We start from the raw sequence: 15,317 nt of genomic DNA, 5'->3' as shown, positions 1-15,317 counted from the left end.
TATCGGAATTGGTATAACATTTATGACTCAGCAAGTGCGCAATTAAGCCGCACTCTAAATGGAGATTCACCCATTGAAGCCTGGGCAGGTATGGTTGCTGGAGTCATTGCAATTGTGATTGGTATATCAAGAATTAAATAGAGCAAGCTTGTTTACGATAACCAACAAAAGGCAAAGGTAAACGCCCCAATAAATATTGATTAGCAATAACTATTCCTGCAATCATAGTTAAGATAAAAGCTAATATAATATTACTCCCCCCACTAATGCTTGCCACCGCAGGTCCTGGACAAAATCCTGCCAAGCCCCAGCCAATACCAAAAAATATCGCACCAAAAATTAAGGTACCATCAATATTATTATTGGTTGGGATAGTAAGCTTATCGCCACTTATCGCCTGCTTTCTATTTTTAATAACCAGATGATAAAAAGGAGCAAAAACCATAAGCGCCCCACCCATAACAAAGGCTAAACTTGGATCCCAATTGCCAGTAATATCTAAAAAGCCAATCACTTTATCAGGATCAACCATGCCAGAAATAATCATTCCTGCACCGAATAAAAGCCCAGAGATCAAGCCAACAATAATACCTATGATGGTTTGTTGAGTTATTTTAGATGTTACTACTGTTGAGCTTGCTTCTGTTGAATTAGTGTTTATTGATTCAGACATTACAGCACTCCTAATAATCGACGAATTAACACCACAACAATTGCCGCAGCCATAAACGCACACGTAGCAACAATAGAGCGTTTTGAAAAACGCCCCATGCCGATAATGCCATGTCCGCTAGTACAGCCATTACCTAAACGAGTTCCAAAACCGACAAATAATCCAGCAACAGCAGCCAGTAATAAATTAGTATCAGTTACATCAGGTAACGCAAAGCCCAAAGGCAACACAAACACTATGCTAGTTATCATGCCCACAACAAAAGCTGCACGCCAGCTTGATTCATTTTTTTGAGGATTAATTAAACCACCAATAACACCACTAATGCCTGCAACTTTGCCACTAAATAACAACAGAACAACGGCGGACAAACCCAATAACATACCGCCAAATAATGACGCCCACGGTATTGTAAATTCCATAAAGCTCTCTCTACTGTATAACTAACTCATAGCTTTCAAAACTACGCCAAATACCCACTATTTATTCCGCACAAAAAATATCATGCAAACTGGTAATTAGTGCGGCAATACGAGGGTCAGCTAACGAATAAAATACCGCTTGCGATTCTTTTCGCACAGACACTAAGCTTTTCTTCCGTAATACACTTAAATGTTGAGAAAAGGCCGACTGGCTTAACGATGAACTTTCTTGTAACTGCCCCGCCCCCATTTCTCCTTCCATTAATTGGCATAACACCAACAAGCGATCAGGGTGCGCCATAGTTTTTAATAGCTCAGCTACTAAGCCTACTTTATCTTTGATTTCATTTACTTCCATCATTGCCTCTTTGTTTCTTTGTTTCTTTGTTTCTTTATTTAAGAATTTAAGCGTTTCGTATAACTCAACAAACGAATAAAGCACATGTTTAATCACAATTCGAAAAGTACACACTATAACGATCGTTCATTTATTAAAGGTATTATCTCACCTGAACAAAAATTAGCAATAAATTATTTAGACATTACTTCATTAGCCTTACCTAATAAATAAGAATTAATGAATTTATTAACAAATTTGGATTTCAATAAATTACGCTTTTGCAGTTAAAGATGATTAACAAATAATTATCCGTGATGTTGCAAATAACGCTTCAGCGGCGGTAAAGCTTGTCGTTTGAGTGAAAATCCCGCAGTTATTATGTTTGAGCTAAGCCACTTTGCCTCTTCTGTAAACTGTGGTTTGCCTTATCATACTGTCAGTGACTTAGAAGGGAATAACTATTCCTTCATCACAGCGCCTTGAATTGAAAGCGCTCTGAAACATGCATTTTGAATGGTAACGGGATAGACATTAATAATGTACTACGTTTCTCTCTATGCTAACGAGCATTATTGGTATTTTTTATACTACCTAAAGCCTGAACAGACCTACATTTAAACTTTTGTGATACTTCTGTGATGAATTAATCATGAAATGGTGATGAACACGTGATCTCGCCGCGATAATTTCCTCTCATAATATTTGTTAGTTACACATTAAGTGTCTGAAATACAGGCTCTTAAAAAATCTAAATTAATAAAATAACATTTAGTCCAACATTCACTACAAAGGGAAATACCATGAAAGCATTCAAAAAATCGTCAACTACATCATCATTAAGTGTACTTGCACTGGCACTTGCTAGTTCAACGACAATGGCACAAGAATTATCGGTTACCGTAACTAACTTAACCCAAGGCTTGTATTTTACCCCTGTAATTACCGCAGCTCACAGCAACGAAAACCACCTTTTTATGACTGGCGAAATAGCTAGCGCTGAGCTACAGGCTATGGCTGAAGGTGGTGACATATCTGGTTTATCAAATGTATTAATGAATGCTGATGCTAATGTTAATGAAAACCCTGCAGCAGGTTTATTAGCGCCAGCAACATCTACAAGTTTTGATTTAAGCACAGACAGTACTAATACTCATTTATCGCTAGCAGCAATGATACTACCTTCAAACGATGGCTTTGCGGGATTAGATAGCTGGGAAATACCAACTGAAGCGGGTACTTACACGGTATTTTTAAATGCTTATGATGCTGGTACTGAAGCGAATGACGAGTTAAGAGGAAGCGGCGCACCGGGTGAATCTGGAATGCCAGTACCACCGCCACTTGAAGATGCGATAGGTATGAACGGTACTGGTGTTACTGATATGGAATCTAACGACAAAGTACATATTCACCGTGGCAGTTTAGGCGACGATGATATGACGGGCGGTAAAAGCGATATCAACAATAGCGTACAACGTTGGTTAAACCCTGTAGCTAAACTTACTATTACGGTGCAATAAGGAGGCTGTATGTCTATTTCAATCCAACACAAACTTACAACTAAATTACTGCTTGTTAGCTTACTTAGCCTTGGCTTATCGGCTTGTGGCGATAATGATGATGACATGAGCCCCGTCACACCTGATGTTGAAGTGCCTATGGAGTATAGTTATTCAGTAACTGTTACTAATTTAACTTATGGTCAGCCTTTATCGCCTGTTGCATTAAGTCTTCATGGTGATAGTAAAATGTGGATGATTGGCGAAAGCGCTTCTACCGCATTAGAAAAATTAGCTGAAGGCGGTGACAATTCAGATTTTATTTCAGCAGAAAATAATATTGTTGCCTTATCAAGCGAAGGCCCTGTTCCACCAGGTGCTAGCGTCACGTTAGACATCATGACCACTGACTCAATGGCAACTTATTTTACGGTTGCGACCATGTTAGTGAATACAAATGACGCTTTCTCGGGTCTTACTGGGGTAGATATATCAACTTTAGCTATCGACCAAGCAAAATCATGGAACTTAAATGTTTATGATGCTGGTACAGAGAAGAACACCGAAGCTATGGGCACCATTCCCGGTCCTGCCGATGGCGGTACTGGTTTTGATGCTGCACGTGATGACACTAACCTTGTTAGTTATCATACAGGTATTGTTAGCAAAGATGATGGTTTATCTAATTCAGTTTTAACTCAGGCACATCGTTTTGATAATCCTGCTGTTAAAGTAACCATTACAAGAACTAAGTAGTGCCTTAAGCCAATGAGCGAGAGGTACTACTATTCTCACTCATTGGCTTAACTATGAACGATAAAATTTTAATCATTGAAGACGAAATGGATATTGCCAAGCTTATTAAAGTGCATTTGTCTGAACTCGATTTACATTGTGATATTTGTACTGAGGGTGATGAGGGTTTACAGCAAGCGTTAAGCGAAAATTATCAACTTATTTTATTAGATGTCATGTTACCCGGTATCAACGGTTTAGATATTTGCCGACAAGTAAGACAAGAAAAACCCTTACAATCAATCATTATGCTTACTTCTAAAACCTCAGAGATTGATCGTATATTAGGGCTTGAACTAGGGGCCGATGATTATATGACTAAACCCTTTAGCATCAGAGAATTACAAGCCAGAGTAAGAAGTCAATTACGTAGAGTGCATGCCGTAACAGCAAAAAATGCCATCATAATTAATGATGCGACCAACGTTGAACCTGATGTAAATATGTCAGGTAAAGTATCAGTTCAACAACCAACGTCAATTGAAGAAACGGCAACATCTATTGGTCAATTACAAGTTGATCACCGTTATCATCAAGTCACTTATAAAGATAAAGCCATCAACTTAACGGCTACCGAATTCGAGTTAATTGACTTTTTTTGTAAGCACCCCGATCAAGTATTTTCACGAACACAGTTACTTGATGGTGTATGGGGATACCAGCACAGTGGTTATGAACACACGGTTAATTCACATATTAATCGGCTTAGAAATAAACTTGAAGAAGACTGCTCTGAGCCAAAAATAATTCAAACCGTATGGGGAGTGGGCTACAAACTTAACTCCGCAGGTGTAATGCCCGCTAACGCCTGATTGCAATAATACTACACTCTTCACTCAGTAAGGACTTTCTCGTAATGAAAATATCACTTTACCAACGACTCGCAATAACATTATGTGCAGCTTTCATGATCATGGCGTCATTACTTATTTGGTGGAGTAATTCATTAGTACAACAATCTAAATATCAAGCAGAGCAAAAATTACATTTACACCTTGCCGAACATTTAGCGCACGATAATCCATTATTACAAGATGGTGTTTATGATAAAGCTGCGTTAGAAAATCTATTTCATACCTTGATGTTATTGGGCCCTGCCTTTGAATTTTACTTTTTAGATACACAAGGTAACATTTTAACTTATTCAGCGGATCCGGCTAAAATAAAACGCCAAAAAGTTTCGTTAATTCCCTTAAAAAAACTCATTGAACAACCACAAAAAGCACCTATTTTTGGTGATGATCCTCGCGGTATTAACACCAGTAAAATATTTTCAGCATCACCTATTTATCAAGATGAAAAGCTTCAAGGTTATTTATATATCATTATTGGCGGCGAAATTTATGACTCTATTTTTAGCCAAGTACAAGACGATAAAAACCTACAAAAATATGGTGCGTTTGTACTCGCTAGCTTAGCTTTACTGTTATTACTACTATTAGTTGTTTTTCACTATTTCACCAGACCAGTAAAAGAATTAGCAGAGCAAATGCAGGCATTAAAAGCTGTACAGTTTGATCAAACACAAGTTCAATTAAAGCAATGGGGAGATTCAAATTATGGTATTGATCATAATGAAGTTAACTTCCTCGGTGCTACTTTTAATGACATGGTTTTACAAATTAACCAACAACTATCTTTATTAACCGAAAACGACAGAGTACGCCGAGAGCTATTAGCCCATTTATCTCACGATTTACGTACACCTTTGGCAACCATGCAAGGTTATATTGAAACCTTAGCGATGAAAGGTGATGATTTATCAAGTGCTGAAAAACAAGATTATTTAGCGACGGTACAACGTAATGTTAGCCAATTAAAGCGACTGATAGATCAAATATTTGAGTTAGCGCATTTAGAGAATGGCCAGGTAACGGTTAACTTAGAAACCTTTGCTATTGGTGAGCTATTACATGACATTATGTCTAAATTTACCTTAAAAACTGCGAATAAAAATATCAGCTTAACCTTGCAGCCTCAACCTTGCCAATTCATGGTTTTCTCAGATATTGCCAAGTTAGAAAGAATAATGACAAATTTATTGGAAAACGCCATTCGTCATACCGATAGCGGTGGTGAAATAGTCATTACCGTAACGCACTTAATAGCAGAAATTAAAGTAAGCGTAACCGATAATGGTAGCGGCATAAGTAAAGAAGATATTGCTTATATCTTTGACGCTAGATATAGAGCAAGTAATGCAATAGAAGATAATACTCAACATGCTGGCTTGGGGTTAGCCATTAGTCAAAAGTTATCGAGAGTAATAAATTCTGAATTAATGGTTAAAAGTGAGCTGGGCAATGGCAGTAGCTTTTCATTATCTATACCACTGCAATCTTAATTTCATCCCTTGCAGCTTCACAGAGGAAATAAAGAAGGTAAGCCGTAAGAGCAACCGTTAAATAAATTAATAGTTAACTTATGGCTGCCCCAAACATCCACCTTAATCTTATAATCGCTTGAGTAAAATAACCCAATCTTTATCAAAGTTGTTCGGTGGCTTACCTATGGATCGAGATGCTTTATCCCAGTACTCTTTTTTCACTTCATCAATATGAATGGTTTCTATTGTCCCTGAAATTAATTTTCCGCCTTGACGAGGATCGTACCATTGAATACTGTAATCCGTTTTCCCCATAGGTAAGTTTAATTGAATATCCTTATTTAAGCTTTGCGCATAAACAATATAAAACTGCTCTTCAACCCCCAAAACCCATGTAGGAGTTGAAGCATCTTTATCACCACTTTTTTCATCAACGCTATCAACAATAACATTATCTAAATTAGTTGCTTGGTGGTAAGGAACATCTATTATTTTGAAGAAATCTAACGCATGCTTAACTTGTTGCCAAAAAAGCTCTCTGCTACGCCAACTTTGTGCAGATAAATCAGATTCAGGAGCCCCATAACCAAAATACCATTCAACCCCCCATGCTCCTGCCGTTAATGCTCCCCAAAGTGCATTCATGCGAGTTAAAGTATGTTCAGGGTCAATATGATCAGGCGGCAAATTATATTTATGGTGTCCAGGTTCATCCACAGAAACAGCTAGCGGTTTACCATTGGCGACGGGCCAGTTTCTTATTTGTTTTACTTCTGAATGAACACCACTATAATCTTCCTGACTGGTTTGTAATGAAGCGCCTGTATAAAAGCTATTGGCGCCGGTTAAGTCATGAAAAAAGTTACCGTTATGAATCACAATATGGTGCTTGTATGGGTCATGATCATGAAAGTATTGCGCCATAGATAATCGTTGATTAGTGGTTTGTGGCACAGTTGCCTTCCACGAACTCCACTCACCATTTTCTTCTCCCATATTCCAATTCAAGGCAAGGTGATGTGAAAAGCGTGCAATAAGCTCTCGGTAATAAAGCTTACGCTCTAAGCCTAAGCCACCATTATCGAGTAAACCTTGGTTCTCTACTTCTTGAGTTTTAAAGTGTAAAAACAATCCTTTAGATTGCGCATGCTCAAAGGCGATTTCCCATTGTGCTAATTTTGACACATCAAAACGATCGTATGTTGTGTAATCGACATACGGGAAAACATTTTTGTCGTCCCCAAGAATATTCATTGTTAAAAAGGAAACCGAATTAAGCCCTTGCGCAGATAGATAATTAAATGCCCCTATCAGGCCTTTACCTTTACCTTTTTGCCAACTGGGATCACCTTTTTGCCAATCTTTTTCATGATCTTTCCAAGTTTTAATTGAATCATCATTGTGCTTATCGTTATGAAAACTGCCATCAAAGTCAATGTATGCCAGTAAGTTTTCAGGTGAATCAGGCCCAGATTTAATGAAGTATTCACCAGATTCAGCTAAGCGTAAATAGGGTTGATTGATATACTCTAAGCGCCCTCTAGCACGAAAGTCAGGATATTTTTTAGTGCTTGGTGTAATGTGAAACTTACCTTTCTGATTATCCATAAATTCACCCGTTAAACCCGTTAACGGTAAATTTGACACGGCGACAAATCGCCCTTTTCTAAATGACGCATGCCATGTCCAATCTCCCACTTCATTGGGGGAAAAGTGTACTCGCCATTTATTACCCGAAATAGCTCCCGTATTATGCGATTTGCCGTCAGCAGCAAAATACCCAGGTACTAAAAATTGTTGGCCTGTTTTTTTATGGGTAAACTCAACATTTAATCGGTAATTCACAAAAGGATTATCTTCTGCTATTTCTGAGGTTTCAGGGCCGTCAAAAGTCAGCGTAATTGTATGCCATTTTTGTAATTCGCCATCAAGATCAACAGCAGTACCCGCGTTAGTTTTTGCTTGCGTAGAAAAAGAAATCATTAAGCAACTAATAGCGAAAAACCAATAGTGCATGAGCGTTATTTTTAGCATATAAAGTTATCCATATAGTATTATCAAATTATTATGGTTATCTGCCAAAAACTACCCACCAAAACCTCTTTCTAGTTACATGATAGATTGACAATTTTAACCTTGAAAGTTAAATACTATATATTGAACACTACACACTGTAAATTGAATATTGTTAACAAAAATAATATATTACGAGTAACTGACTCTTACCGGAATAGTTAGCACTTGCTTACCTTTATGCTTTAACCAAAAGTAAATCAATACAAAAGTTAATAACGCAATAGCAATAGCAATGCTCGAACTAATAGGTGAATTCATAAAGTTACCTATTTGATAACATAAGGTTGCCATTAAATAAGCAAATACGAAACTCCAAACACCTGCAAACGCCGCCCAGCGAGTTCCTACTTCATTCTTAATTGCGCCCATTGCGGCAACACAAGGCGTATAAAGTAAGATAAATAATAAGTAACTAAATGCGCCTAACTGACTAACAAAAGCTATTTGCATGCGTTGGTAGGTTGTTAACTCAACACCTTGCTCATCTGCTGCAATGTTTAAGTCAGTCACTTCACCAACACTGATACCTAACGGATCATCAGGAGCAATACCCAGTAGATTCTCTTTAATGGTATCAATTGCTTCTTGCCAGCTTCTTGATAGCGATGGGTCTTCACCTGCTTCACTGTCATGTGGAGAATACAAATTATTAAACGTTGCTACTAACACTTCTTTAGCAAAAATCCCGGTAATTATACCAACACCTGCTTGCCAGTTGTCTTCTTGCACGCCCATAGGTGCTAATAATGGCATAACCACTTTAGCACCTTGGCTTAATATTGAGTTTTCGCTGTCTTGATTGCCAAATTCGCCATCGGTACTAATAGAGTTAATAAAGTTCAAAAAGCACACCACAATCACAATGGTTTTACCCGCGCCGGTAACAAAGCTTTTAGTACGTTGCCATACCCGTTTAGCTAAGTCGGTTAACTTAGGCATTTCATAAGATGGCAATTCCATAATATTTAATGACGCGCCTCCCGCTAAAACCGTTTTCTTTAATAAGAAACCAGTAAATATAGCGGCAGCAATACCCACCAAATATAATAAAAACACTAAATTTTGACCGTTATCAGGAAAAAATGCTGCAGCAAATAAAGCATACACGGGTAATCTAGCGCCACACGACATAAACGGTGACATCATTACCGTGGTAATACGTTCTCGTTCACTATCAAGAATTCTGGCTGACATTACCGCAGGAACCGTACAACCAAAGCCCACAATTAAGGGTACAAAGGCCTTGCCAGGCAAGCCTATTTTTTGCATTACGCTGTCTACAACAAAAGCAGCACGCGCCAAATAACCAGAGCTTTCAAGTAATGATAAACCAATAAACAAGCAAGCGATGACTGGTATGAAGGTCGCCACGGTTTGTAAGCCACTGCCCAGTCCTTCAATAATAGTTAAAATCCATTGCGGTAAATCTAATGGCGCAAGAAAATACAAAGGATATTCTACAAACAACGATCCACTAAGAATATCGAAAAAATCTATAAACGCGCTACCCACATTAATAGCAAACATAAAGAGCAAGTACATAGCACCAAGAAAAACAGGAATTCCCAACAATGGGTGCAAAACAACGCTATCTATTTTTTCTGAGAATGATTTGTTAATGTTGGCCGTAAAAGCCGCATTATTCGCATCCGCACTACTTACTCGGTCGAGCAAATCATTAATGTAATCGTAACGCGCTTGCATAGCACTAACGCTTGTCGGTGTTTTATTAGTATGCTTTGGTTGCTCTTCTTGTAGGACTGTTATCGACGCTTGATGAGCCGATGATATCTTGCTATCCATGGCTGTTAGTGCTTGTTGCACTATTTTTAACGAATCGTCCTGTTGAGCGCAAATAGCAATAACTTGGCAACCTAACTCTTGTGCTAATTGCTCGGTATCAATATCTAAATATGTTTGTCTATCCGTCTTATTCAATACCACAATCATAGGTACACCTAGCTCAAGCAACTGACTTGTTAGGTATAATTGTCTGCTAAGTTGATTGATATCGACGACGTTTACTAAACAATCAATGTCGTTTTTTTCTATGAACGACTGTGAAATAGTTAAGTCTGTACCCTGCTCTGCGTGCCGGTCTAATGTACTTATTCCCGGTAGATCAGATAAGTACCCTGATTGAGCTTTAAGTATAAAACTTGATTTTTTCGCGGCAACAGTAACCCCTGACCAATTACCAACCTTTTGTTTACCTTTATTTTGACTATTTTGTCCATCAGATAAGAGTAAATTGAATAATGTGCTTTTACCTGAGTTAGCAAACCCCACCAAAGCGAAATGTTTTAATTGTTTCAAAGGAAGTTCTTTTAAAGTTGCTTAATAATCGACGTTTATTATGTAGATGACAGGCTAAAAATTAACACTAATTTGTTTAGCAATATTACGTTGGATGCTAATTTTAGTATTATGTAAACGAAAAGCCATTGGACCATTAAAAGGGGCTTTATGCGCTAAAGATATATGTGAGCGTAATGTAAACCCTTGCTCAATCAGTTGAGCGGCAAGTACCTCATCCTTAGGCAACGCTGTAATTTTAGCGTGCTTATTGAGGGGAAGTTCGGCTAATGTCATGAAATAAATCCTAAAAATAATAATTAGACTTAAAATACCTGCAAGGTCATCCAATACTGAAGATAATAACATTGACCTAACTAAGACAACAGTAAAAGCTTTATTTCAACCTTGTTTTCAATCGTATATTAAACAATACATTTAATCACTTTATTAGGGACTGTTGAGCTTTCAGGTTTTAAATGAACCTAAAGGCAGCACTTGTTTGAAATTTATACGGGAGTTATCGAATATTCGTGTAGCTAGCTACACGAATATTTTTTGCCTTGTTTGCCCTTTATACAAAATACAAAGAAGACCAAACAATTTCATGCAAAAGTAATCTCGAAAGATCAACAGATCCTAATATACTTTTCTTGTATCTACTCACATGCAGCCAGTAAAAAATTAAAAAGCGAAACGAACACCAACAGCACCATCAACATCTAAATCAAAGTCATGATCAAAATTTGCTACTGGTTGTACTTGTCCATATAAATCCCAGTTTTTAGCAAAGCTCCAAGTTACACCTGCAGGGACTCGTACACCAAAACCGTGATCCCAACCAGCCCAGCCACCACCTGATACAAACCAAGTAATTGGTGTTCTGTCATCAAATTTGCCTGTTCTTATTGTGTAATCAACAGCAAAACCATCATCGCCTAACACTATATTGTAACGGTCAATTTGTGCTACAACACTTAATCCCATATCGATTGCAACACCCGCTTTAATTTGCGCATATGCAGCATTAGACAACGACAATAAGAATAGAGTGGTGCTTACTAACAAGGTTTTCTTCATTATTTATCCTTTAATTTAAAAGTACTTTGTAATTGAAAACTCGACTATTGTAATTAATTTAAAGGTTAATGCAAGCGCCTGTATATATGAACTTAAGCTCCTTCAATATGCATATTAATAACGATTATTAAACAAAATAAAGTTAACTAAAATGTTACAGTAGCTTGTTTACCTTTTATTCAGCCTTTACTATGAGGCACAATTTTAAAATCCTGTCACACAATAGTAGGTATTTCATGTTTCAAATAGCAAAACTTAAAAACACTAAAAAACTATTATCATTTATTGGTTTAACCACAGCAAGCTTGACTTTACCGCATTTAGCAAACGCAACCATTGTTGAATTTCAAACCTCACAAGGTAATTTTCAAGTAAATTTATTCGACCAAACTACACCTAAAACGGTTGAGAACTTTCTCAGTTATGTAAACGACGGCTATTACACTGATACTGTTGTTCACCGTGTAGCGACAGACTTCGTAGTGCAAGCCGGCGGTTATGAATTTGAGGGAGCTTGGCCGTTAACTCGTTTAACCCCTATGGCACCAGTAATTAATGAGCCTATTTACTCAAATGTTACCGGCACTATTGCCATGGCAAAATTAGGTGGAGATGTAAATAGTGCTTCGGATCAATGGTTTTTTAATCTAGCAGATAACAGTGACAACCTAGACTTTCAAAATGGGGGGTTCACTGTGTTTGGGCAAGTTATTGATGATCCTGATAACGCCGAAGACGGTATGGCTATTGTCAATAAAATTGCAGAACTTAGACTTTGTACTTACGACACTTTAGTTGGTATTCCTATGGTGGTAAATGAAGATCAGGTATGTTCAGATATGCAAACACCTGGTGTTGAAAACTTTGTTGTCATTGAGCAAATAACTATTGTGGATTCATCTGCCGTTACAGACAGTGAATTAAGTCCTATATTATCTTTAAATACTGATACCGACAATGATGGAGTAATAGACAGTATTGATGCTTTTCCAAATGATCCAACCGAAACTGTTGATACTGATTTAGATGGTGTTGGTAATAATGCTGATGATGACGATGATAATGATGGTGTTTTAGATATTAATGATGCGTTTCCACTTGATGCAACTAAAAGTGAAGCTGATGAAAAAGATGATGGTGGTTCAACAACATTCTTCTCACTTATTGCACTTTCGTTCTTAGCATTGAGAAAGCGTTTTAGAGGCTAGAACTAGGTACTAGGGATTAACCTAAAACTTCAGTTCAAACGACAAGTAATAAAAAAGCAGCCAATCATTAAATGATTGGCTGCTTTTTTAGTTAATTATATCGGTTTTCATACTTAGCACTTAAAGCCTTAGCATCTAAAACCTAAGAACCTAGTGCCTAATTCCTAGGCTCTAGGTTCTAATAGTACGATTAACCTCGAGTAAATTCAGGGTAAGCTTCCATACCACATTCTGCGATATCGCTACCTTCGTACTCTTCTTCTTCTGTAACACGAATACCAACAACTTTCTTAAGTACATACCAAACTACGAAACTAGTTGAGAATACCCATACAAAGATAGTTGCAGCACCAATTAACTGACCACTAAAGCTTGAACCAGAGTTAGTGATTGGAACTAGCATTAAGCCAAAGAAACCAACAACACCGTGAACAGAGATAGCACCTACTGGATCATCAATCTTAATTTTATCTAACGCTAAGATAGATAACACAACAAGAACACCAGCGATAGCACCAAAAATAGTTGCTTGTAATGGTGATGGTGTAGAAGGTTCAGCAGTAATTGCTACAAGACCCGCTAACGCACCATTTAATGTCATTGTTAAATCGCCTTTCTTAAATAAGATTTTAGCGAAGATAAGCGCTGCAATTGAACCCGCTGCTGCCGCTGCGTTAGTGTTTAAGAACACCATAGCTACAGAGTTAGCACTACCAATGTCAGAAAGTTTTAATACAGAACCACCGTTAAAGCCAAACCAACCCATCCATAAAATGAATGTACCTAATGTAGCCATTGGTAAGTTAGCACCAGGAATAGCATTTACTTTACCATCTTTAGTGTATTTACCTTTACGAGCACCTAGTAATAATACACCTGCTAATGCTGCTGCAGCACCTGCCATGTGAACAATACCAGAACCTGCGAAATCAGAGAAGCCAAGGTCGCCTAATGTGTATAAACCAAATACAGCATCGCCATTCCAAGTCCAGCTACCTTCCATTGGGTAGATAAAACCAGTTAAAACAACAGTGAAAGCTAAGAAAGCCCAAAGCTTCATACGCTCAGCAACAGCACCTGAAACAATCGACATAGCCGTTGCAACAAATACTACTTGGAAGAAGAAGTCAGAAGCGTTTGAGTAAACTGTACCGCCTTCAGCTGCAGCTGATTCTGCAAGAACAGCACCTACTAATGCATCAGCATCACTAGCACCATCAAGAGCAATACCGTTTAAGAAAACACCACCACCGTACATGATGTCGTAACCAATCACTAAGTACATAATACAAGCGATAGAATATAGTGCGATGTTTTTAGTTAAGATTTCAGTTGTGTTTTTAGCACGAACTAAGCCAGCTTCTAACATTGAGAAACCTGCTGCCATCCACATTACTAAGGCACCACAAACTAAGAAATAGAATGTGTCCATAGCATATTGAAGTTGAAAAATACTTTGTTCCATAATAATTGCCCCTTATAATGCTTCAGAATCAAGTTCACCAGTACGAATACGTACGGCTTGCTCTAGGTTATATACGAAGATTTTACCGTCACCAATTTTACCGGTGTAAGCTGCTTTAGTAATTGTTTCAACTAAACGCTCTACAATATCGTCGTTAACAGCAATTTCTAATTTAACTTTAGGTAAAAAGTCTACTTGGTATTCCGCACCGCGGTATAATTCAGTATGACCTTTTTGGCGACCGAAGCCTTTGACTTCGCTTACCGTGATGCCTTCAACGCCAATTTCAGAAATGGCCTCTCTGACATCGTCTAATTTGAATGGTTTAATAATTACGCTTATCAGTTTCATGCTTAACCCCTAGTTGTGGTTTTAAATTTATATTGACTTCAATAATACAATTCATATGCCAAGTTTATTTATCCATAAAAAACAATAGGATATGTCTTTTCGTTATTTTAACCCATCAATTGACGCACCAAAAAGGAGCGTTCATTGCACAACTGAGAACATCTGGTGCAAAGAAGATTTTGAACAATCTTTAATAAGCAATGAATCGATAATGCATAGGTGGGCAGTTAACTTTTTAAATAAATGATTTGATAAATTATTATTGATATTACATACGTTAAGGTATATCCGTACCATGCAAAGTGCATCTTGATTGGTAACGAAGCTCGGTTTAAAAACCGCTAATTTACATTTCAATAAGAAGCCCTACCGTTATATACCCGCTCCACTTGAAGATGCAGGATTCAGCTGGAATTAGAAACGCCTTTAGGCAAGGCATTGATTGTAGAGAATGGTTGTTCATTCTCAAAATCAATAACGCGGCATAAAGCGTTTCTAAACTAGCCCTTGGGGAAGACTGAGCAAATCATACCCTACGTTACATTTCTTTTTAAGGTAACAACCCTTGATAAAAAAGGTGCCTTGGTTATGAATCGCTCAGGCTTCCTGAAACGAGCATCTTCAAGTGGAACGGGTATAAACTAAAAGCAAAATATATCGCAGATATTAACTAAAGCTTTTTAACATTTTGCCGATAAATTATTTATCAAGCGTCTTCAATCGTTTTGATTTAAAGACCCATTAAAATATTTTATAGCTGTTGTTAAATAAGTGAGTAATACATTGC

At 37.6% G+C, this 15,317-nt stretch carries 16 protein-coding genes; 7 read left to right on the top strand and 9 right to left on the bottom strand.

All coding sequences use genetic code 11. The features are described 5' to 3' along the window. Positions 1-18: 18 nt before the first annotated feature. Positions 19-141 (top strand): DUF3185 family protein, encoded by a 123-nt coding sequence (locus KO502_RS14020; RefSeq protein ID WP_354668335.1) that lies wholly within the window; start codon positions 19-21, stop codon positions 139-141. Here the strand turns inward: KO502_RS14020 and KO502_RS14015 are convergent. The 3 genes from KO502_RS14015 to KO502_RS14005 all read right to left on the bottom strand — a co-directional run bounded on the left by KO502_RS14015 (position 134) and on the right by KO502_RS14005 (position 1,453). After that, the gene (locus KO502_RS14015) at positions 134-673 is read right to left on the bottom strand and encodes a YeeE/YedE family protein (RefSeq protein ID WP_354668334.1); all 540 of its coding nucleotides are present in this window, start codon (positions 671-673) and stop codon (positions 134-136) included. The two genes, KO502_RS14020 and KO502_RS14015, sit on opposite strands and share 8 nt — an antisense overlap. Continuing rightward, positions 673-1,095 carry a YeeE/YedE thiosulfate transporter family protein gene (locus KO502_RS14010; protein ID WP_216023187.1) on the bottom strand — a complete coding sequence of 141 codons (423 nt, stop codon included), beginning with the start codon at positions 1,093-1,095 and terminating at the stop codon, positions 673-675. The genes KO502_RS14015 and KO502_RS14010 overlap by 1 nt, the downstream gene beginning before the upstream one ends. Positions 1,096-1,156: 61 nt before the next feature. Then, positions 1,157-1,453, bottom strand: coding sequence for a metalloregulator ArsR/SmtB family transcription factor (locus tag KO502_RS14005; protein ID WP_216023186.1), 297 nt, complete (start codon positions 1,451-1,453; stop codon positions 1,157-1,159). Between the two features lie 84 nt (positions 1,454-1,537). On the opposite strand from KO502_RS14005, the gene KO502_RS17265 reads away from it, so the two are divergent. From KO502_RS17265 to KO502_RS13985, 5 genes are all read left to right on the top strand, one after another. Then, positions 1,538-1,666, top strand: coding sequence for a hypothetical protein (locus KO502_RS17265; protein ID WP_289846788.1), 129 nt, complete (start codon positions 1,538-1,540; stop codon positions 1,664-1,666). 569 nt (positions 1,667-2,235) lie between these two features. Continuing rightward, positions 2,236-2,955, top strand: a complete 720-nt coding sequence (locus KO502_RS14000; RefSeq protein WP_216023185.1) for a spondin domain-containing protein — start codon at positions 2,236-2,238, stop codon at positions 2,953-2,955. A 9-nt stretch (positions 2,956-2,964) separates the two neighbouring features. Beyond that, positions 2,965-3,690 carry a spondin domain-containing protein gene (locus KO502_RS13995; RefSeq protein WP_216023184.1) on the top strand — a complete coding sequence of 242 codons (726 nt, stop codon included), beginning with the start codon at positions 2,965-2,967 and terminating at the stop codon, positions 3,688-3,690. A 53-nt stretch (positions 3,691-3,743) separates the two neighbouring features. Continuing rightward, entirely contained in the window at positions 3,744-4,541 is a 798-nt protein-coding gene (locus tag KO502_RS13990; RefSeq protein ID WP_216023183.1) for a response regulator transcription factor, read from the top strand. Between the two features lie 44 nt (positions 4,542-4,585). Further along, a complete protein-coding gene (locus tag KO502_RS13985) occupies positions 4,586-6,073 on the top strand; it encodes a HAMP domain-containing sensor histidine kinase (protein ID WP_216023182.1) in 1,488 nt (495 codons plus the stop codon). A gap of 108 nt (positions 6,074-6,181) precedes the next feature. On the opposite strand, the gene KO502_RS13980 is transcribed toward KO502_RS13985, so the two are convergent. The 4 genes from KO502_RS13980 to KO502_RS13965 all read right to left on the bottom strand — a co-directional run bounded on the left by KO502_RS13980 (position 6,182) and on the right by KO502_RS13965 (position 11,506). Continuing rightward, on the bottom strand, positions 6,182-8,038 hold the full coding sequence (locus KO502_RS13980; protein ID WP_252730776.1) for a DUF5060 domain-containing protein: 1,857 nt from the start codon (positions 8,036-8,038) through the stop codon (positions 6,182-6,184). Between the two features lie 222 nt (positions 8,039-8,260). Then, positions 8,261-10,447 (bottom strand): ferrous iron transport protein B, encoded by a 2,187-nt coding sequence (feoB, locus tag KO502_RS13975; RefSeq protein ID WP_216023180.1) that lies wholly within the window; start codon positions 10,445-10,447, stop codon positions 8,261-8,263. Between the two features lie 54 nt (positions 10,448-10,501). Continuing rightward, positions 10,502-10,723, bottom strand: a complete 222-nt coding sequence (locus KO502_RS13970) for a FeoA family protein (protein ID WP_216023179.1) — start codon at positions 10,721-10,723, stop codon at positions 10,502-10,504. A gap of 387 nt (positions 10,724-11,110) precedes the next feature. Continuing rightward, positions 11,111-11,506, bottom strand: a complete 396-nt coding sequence (locus KO502_RS13965) for a hypothetical protein (RefSeq protein WP_216023178.1) — start codon at positions 11,504-11,506, stop codon at positions 11,111-11,113. Between the two features lie 236 nt (positions 11,507-11,742). On the opposite strand from KO502_RS13965, the gene KO502_RS13960 reads away from it, so the two are divergent. Further along, entirely contained in the window at positions 11,743-12,714 is a 972-nt protein-coding gene (locus KO502_RS13960) for a peptidylprolyl isomerase (protein WP_216023177.1), read from the top strand. Positions 12,715-12,904: 190 nt separating this feature from the next. On the opposite strand, the gene KO502_RS13955 is transcribed toward KO502_RS13960, so the two are convergent. Continuing rightward, positions 12,905-14,179: an ammonium transporter gene (locus KO502_RS13955; protein ID WP_216023176.1), complete on the bottom strand. Its 1,275-nt coding sequence runs from the start codon at positions 14,177-14,179 to the stop codon at positions 12,905-12,907. Positions 14,180-14,191: 12 nt separating this feature from the next. Continuing rightward, a complete protein-coding gene (glnK, locus tag KO502_RS13950; protein WP_101345342.1) occupies positions 14,192-14,530 on the bottom strand; it encodes a P-II family nitrogen regulator in 339 nt (112 codons plus the stop codon). Between the last annotated feature and the right edge of the window lie 787 nt (positions 14,531-15,317).

The sequence above is a fragment of the Colwellia sp. E2M01 genome (assembly GCF_018860585.1).
Classification (GTDB): Bacteria; Pseudomonadota; Gammaproteobacteria; order Enterobacterales; family Alteromonadaceae; genus Colwellia.
The sequence above is the reverse complement of the archived record's forward strand: the minus strand, read 5'-3'. Positions and strand labels throughout refer to the sequence as shown.

What these genes read in the sequence shown, in the direction of transcription:
- KO502_RS13970 (WP_216023179.1), bottom strand. Translation starts at nt 10,723, where the DNA reads ATGACATTAGCCGAACTTCCCCTCAATAAGCACGCTAAAATTACAGCG.
- glnK (WP_101345342.1), bottom strand. Translation starts at nt 14,530, where the DNA reads ATGAAACTGATAAGCGTAATTATTAAACCATTCAAATTAGACGATGTC.
- KO502_RS14000 (WP_216023185.1), top strand. Translation starts at nt 2,236, where the DNA reads ATGAAAGCATTCAAAAAATCGTCAACTACATCATCATTAAGTGTACTT.
- KO502_RS14015 (WP_354668334.1), bottom strand. Translation starts at nt 673, where the DNA reads ATGTCTGAATCAATAAACACTAATTCAACAGAAGCAAGCTCAACAGTA.
- KO502_RS14010 (WP_216023187.1), bottom strand. Translation starts at nt 1,095, where the DNA reads ATGGAATTTACAATACCGTGGGCGTCATTATTTGGCGGTATGTTATTG.
- KO502_RS13995 (WP_216023184.1), top strand. Translation starts at nt 2,965, where the DNA reads ATGTCTATTTCAATCCAACACAAACTTACAACTAAATTACTGCTTGTT.
- KO502_RS13960 (WP_216023177.1), top strand. Translation starts at nt 11,743, where the DNA reads ATGTTTCAAATAGCAAAACTTAAAAACACTAAAAAACTATTATCATTT.
- KO502_RS13955 (WP_216023176.1), bottom strand. Translation starts at nt 14,179, where the DNA reads ATGGAACAAAGTATTTTTCAACTTCAATATGCTATGGACACATTCTAT.
- KO502_RS14005 (WP_216023186.1), bottom strand. Translation starts at nt 1,453, where the DNA reads ATGGAAGTAAATGAAATCAAAGATAAAGTAGGCTTAGTAGCTGAGCTA.
- KO502_RS13990 (WP_216023183.1), top strand. Translation starts at nt 3,744, where the DNA reads ATGAACGATAAAATTTTAATCATTGAAGACGAAATGGATATTGCCAAG.
- KO502_RS13985 (WP_216023182.1), top strand. Translation starts at nt 4,586, where the DNA reads ATGAAAATATCACTTTACCAACGACTCGCAATAACATTATGTGCAGCT.
- KO502_RS13980 (WP_252730776.1), bottom strand. Translation starts at nt 8,038, where the DNA reads ATGATTTCTTTTTCTACGCAAGCAAAAACTAACGCGGGTACTGCTGTT.
- KO502_RS17265 (WP_289846788.1), top strand. Translation starts at nt 1,538, where the DNA reads ATGTTTAATCACAATTCGAAAAGTACACACTATAACGATCGTTCATTT.
- KO502_RS13965 (WP_216023178.1), bottom strand. Translation starts at nt 11,506, where the DNA reads ATGAAGAAAACCTTGTTAGTAAGCACCACTCTATTCTTATTGTCGTTG.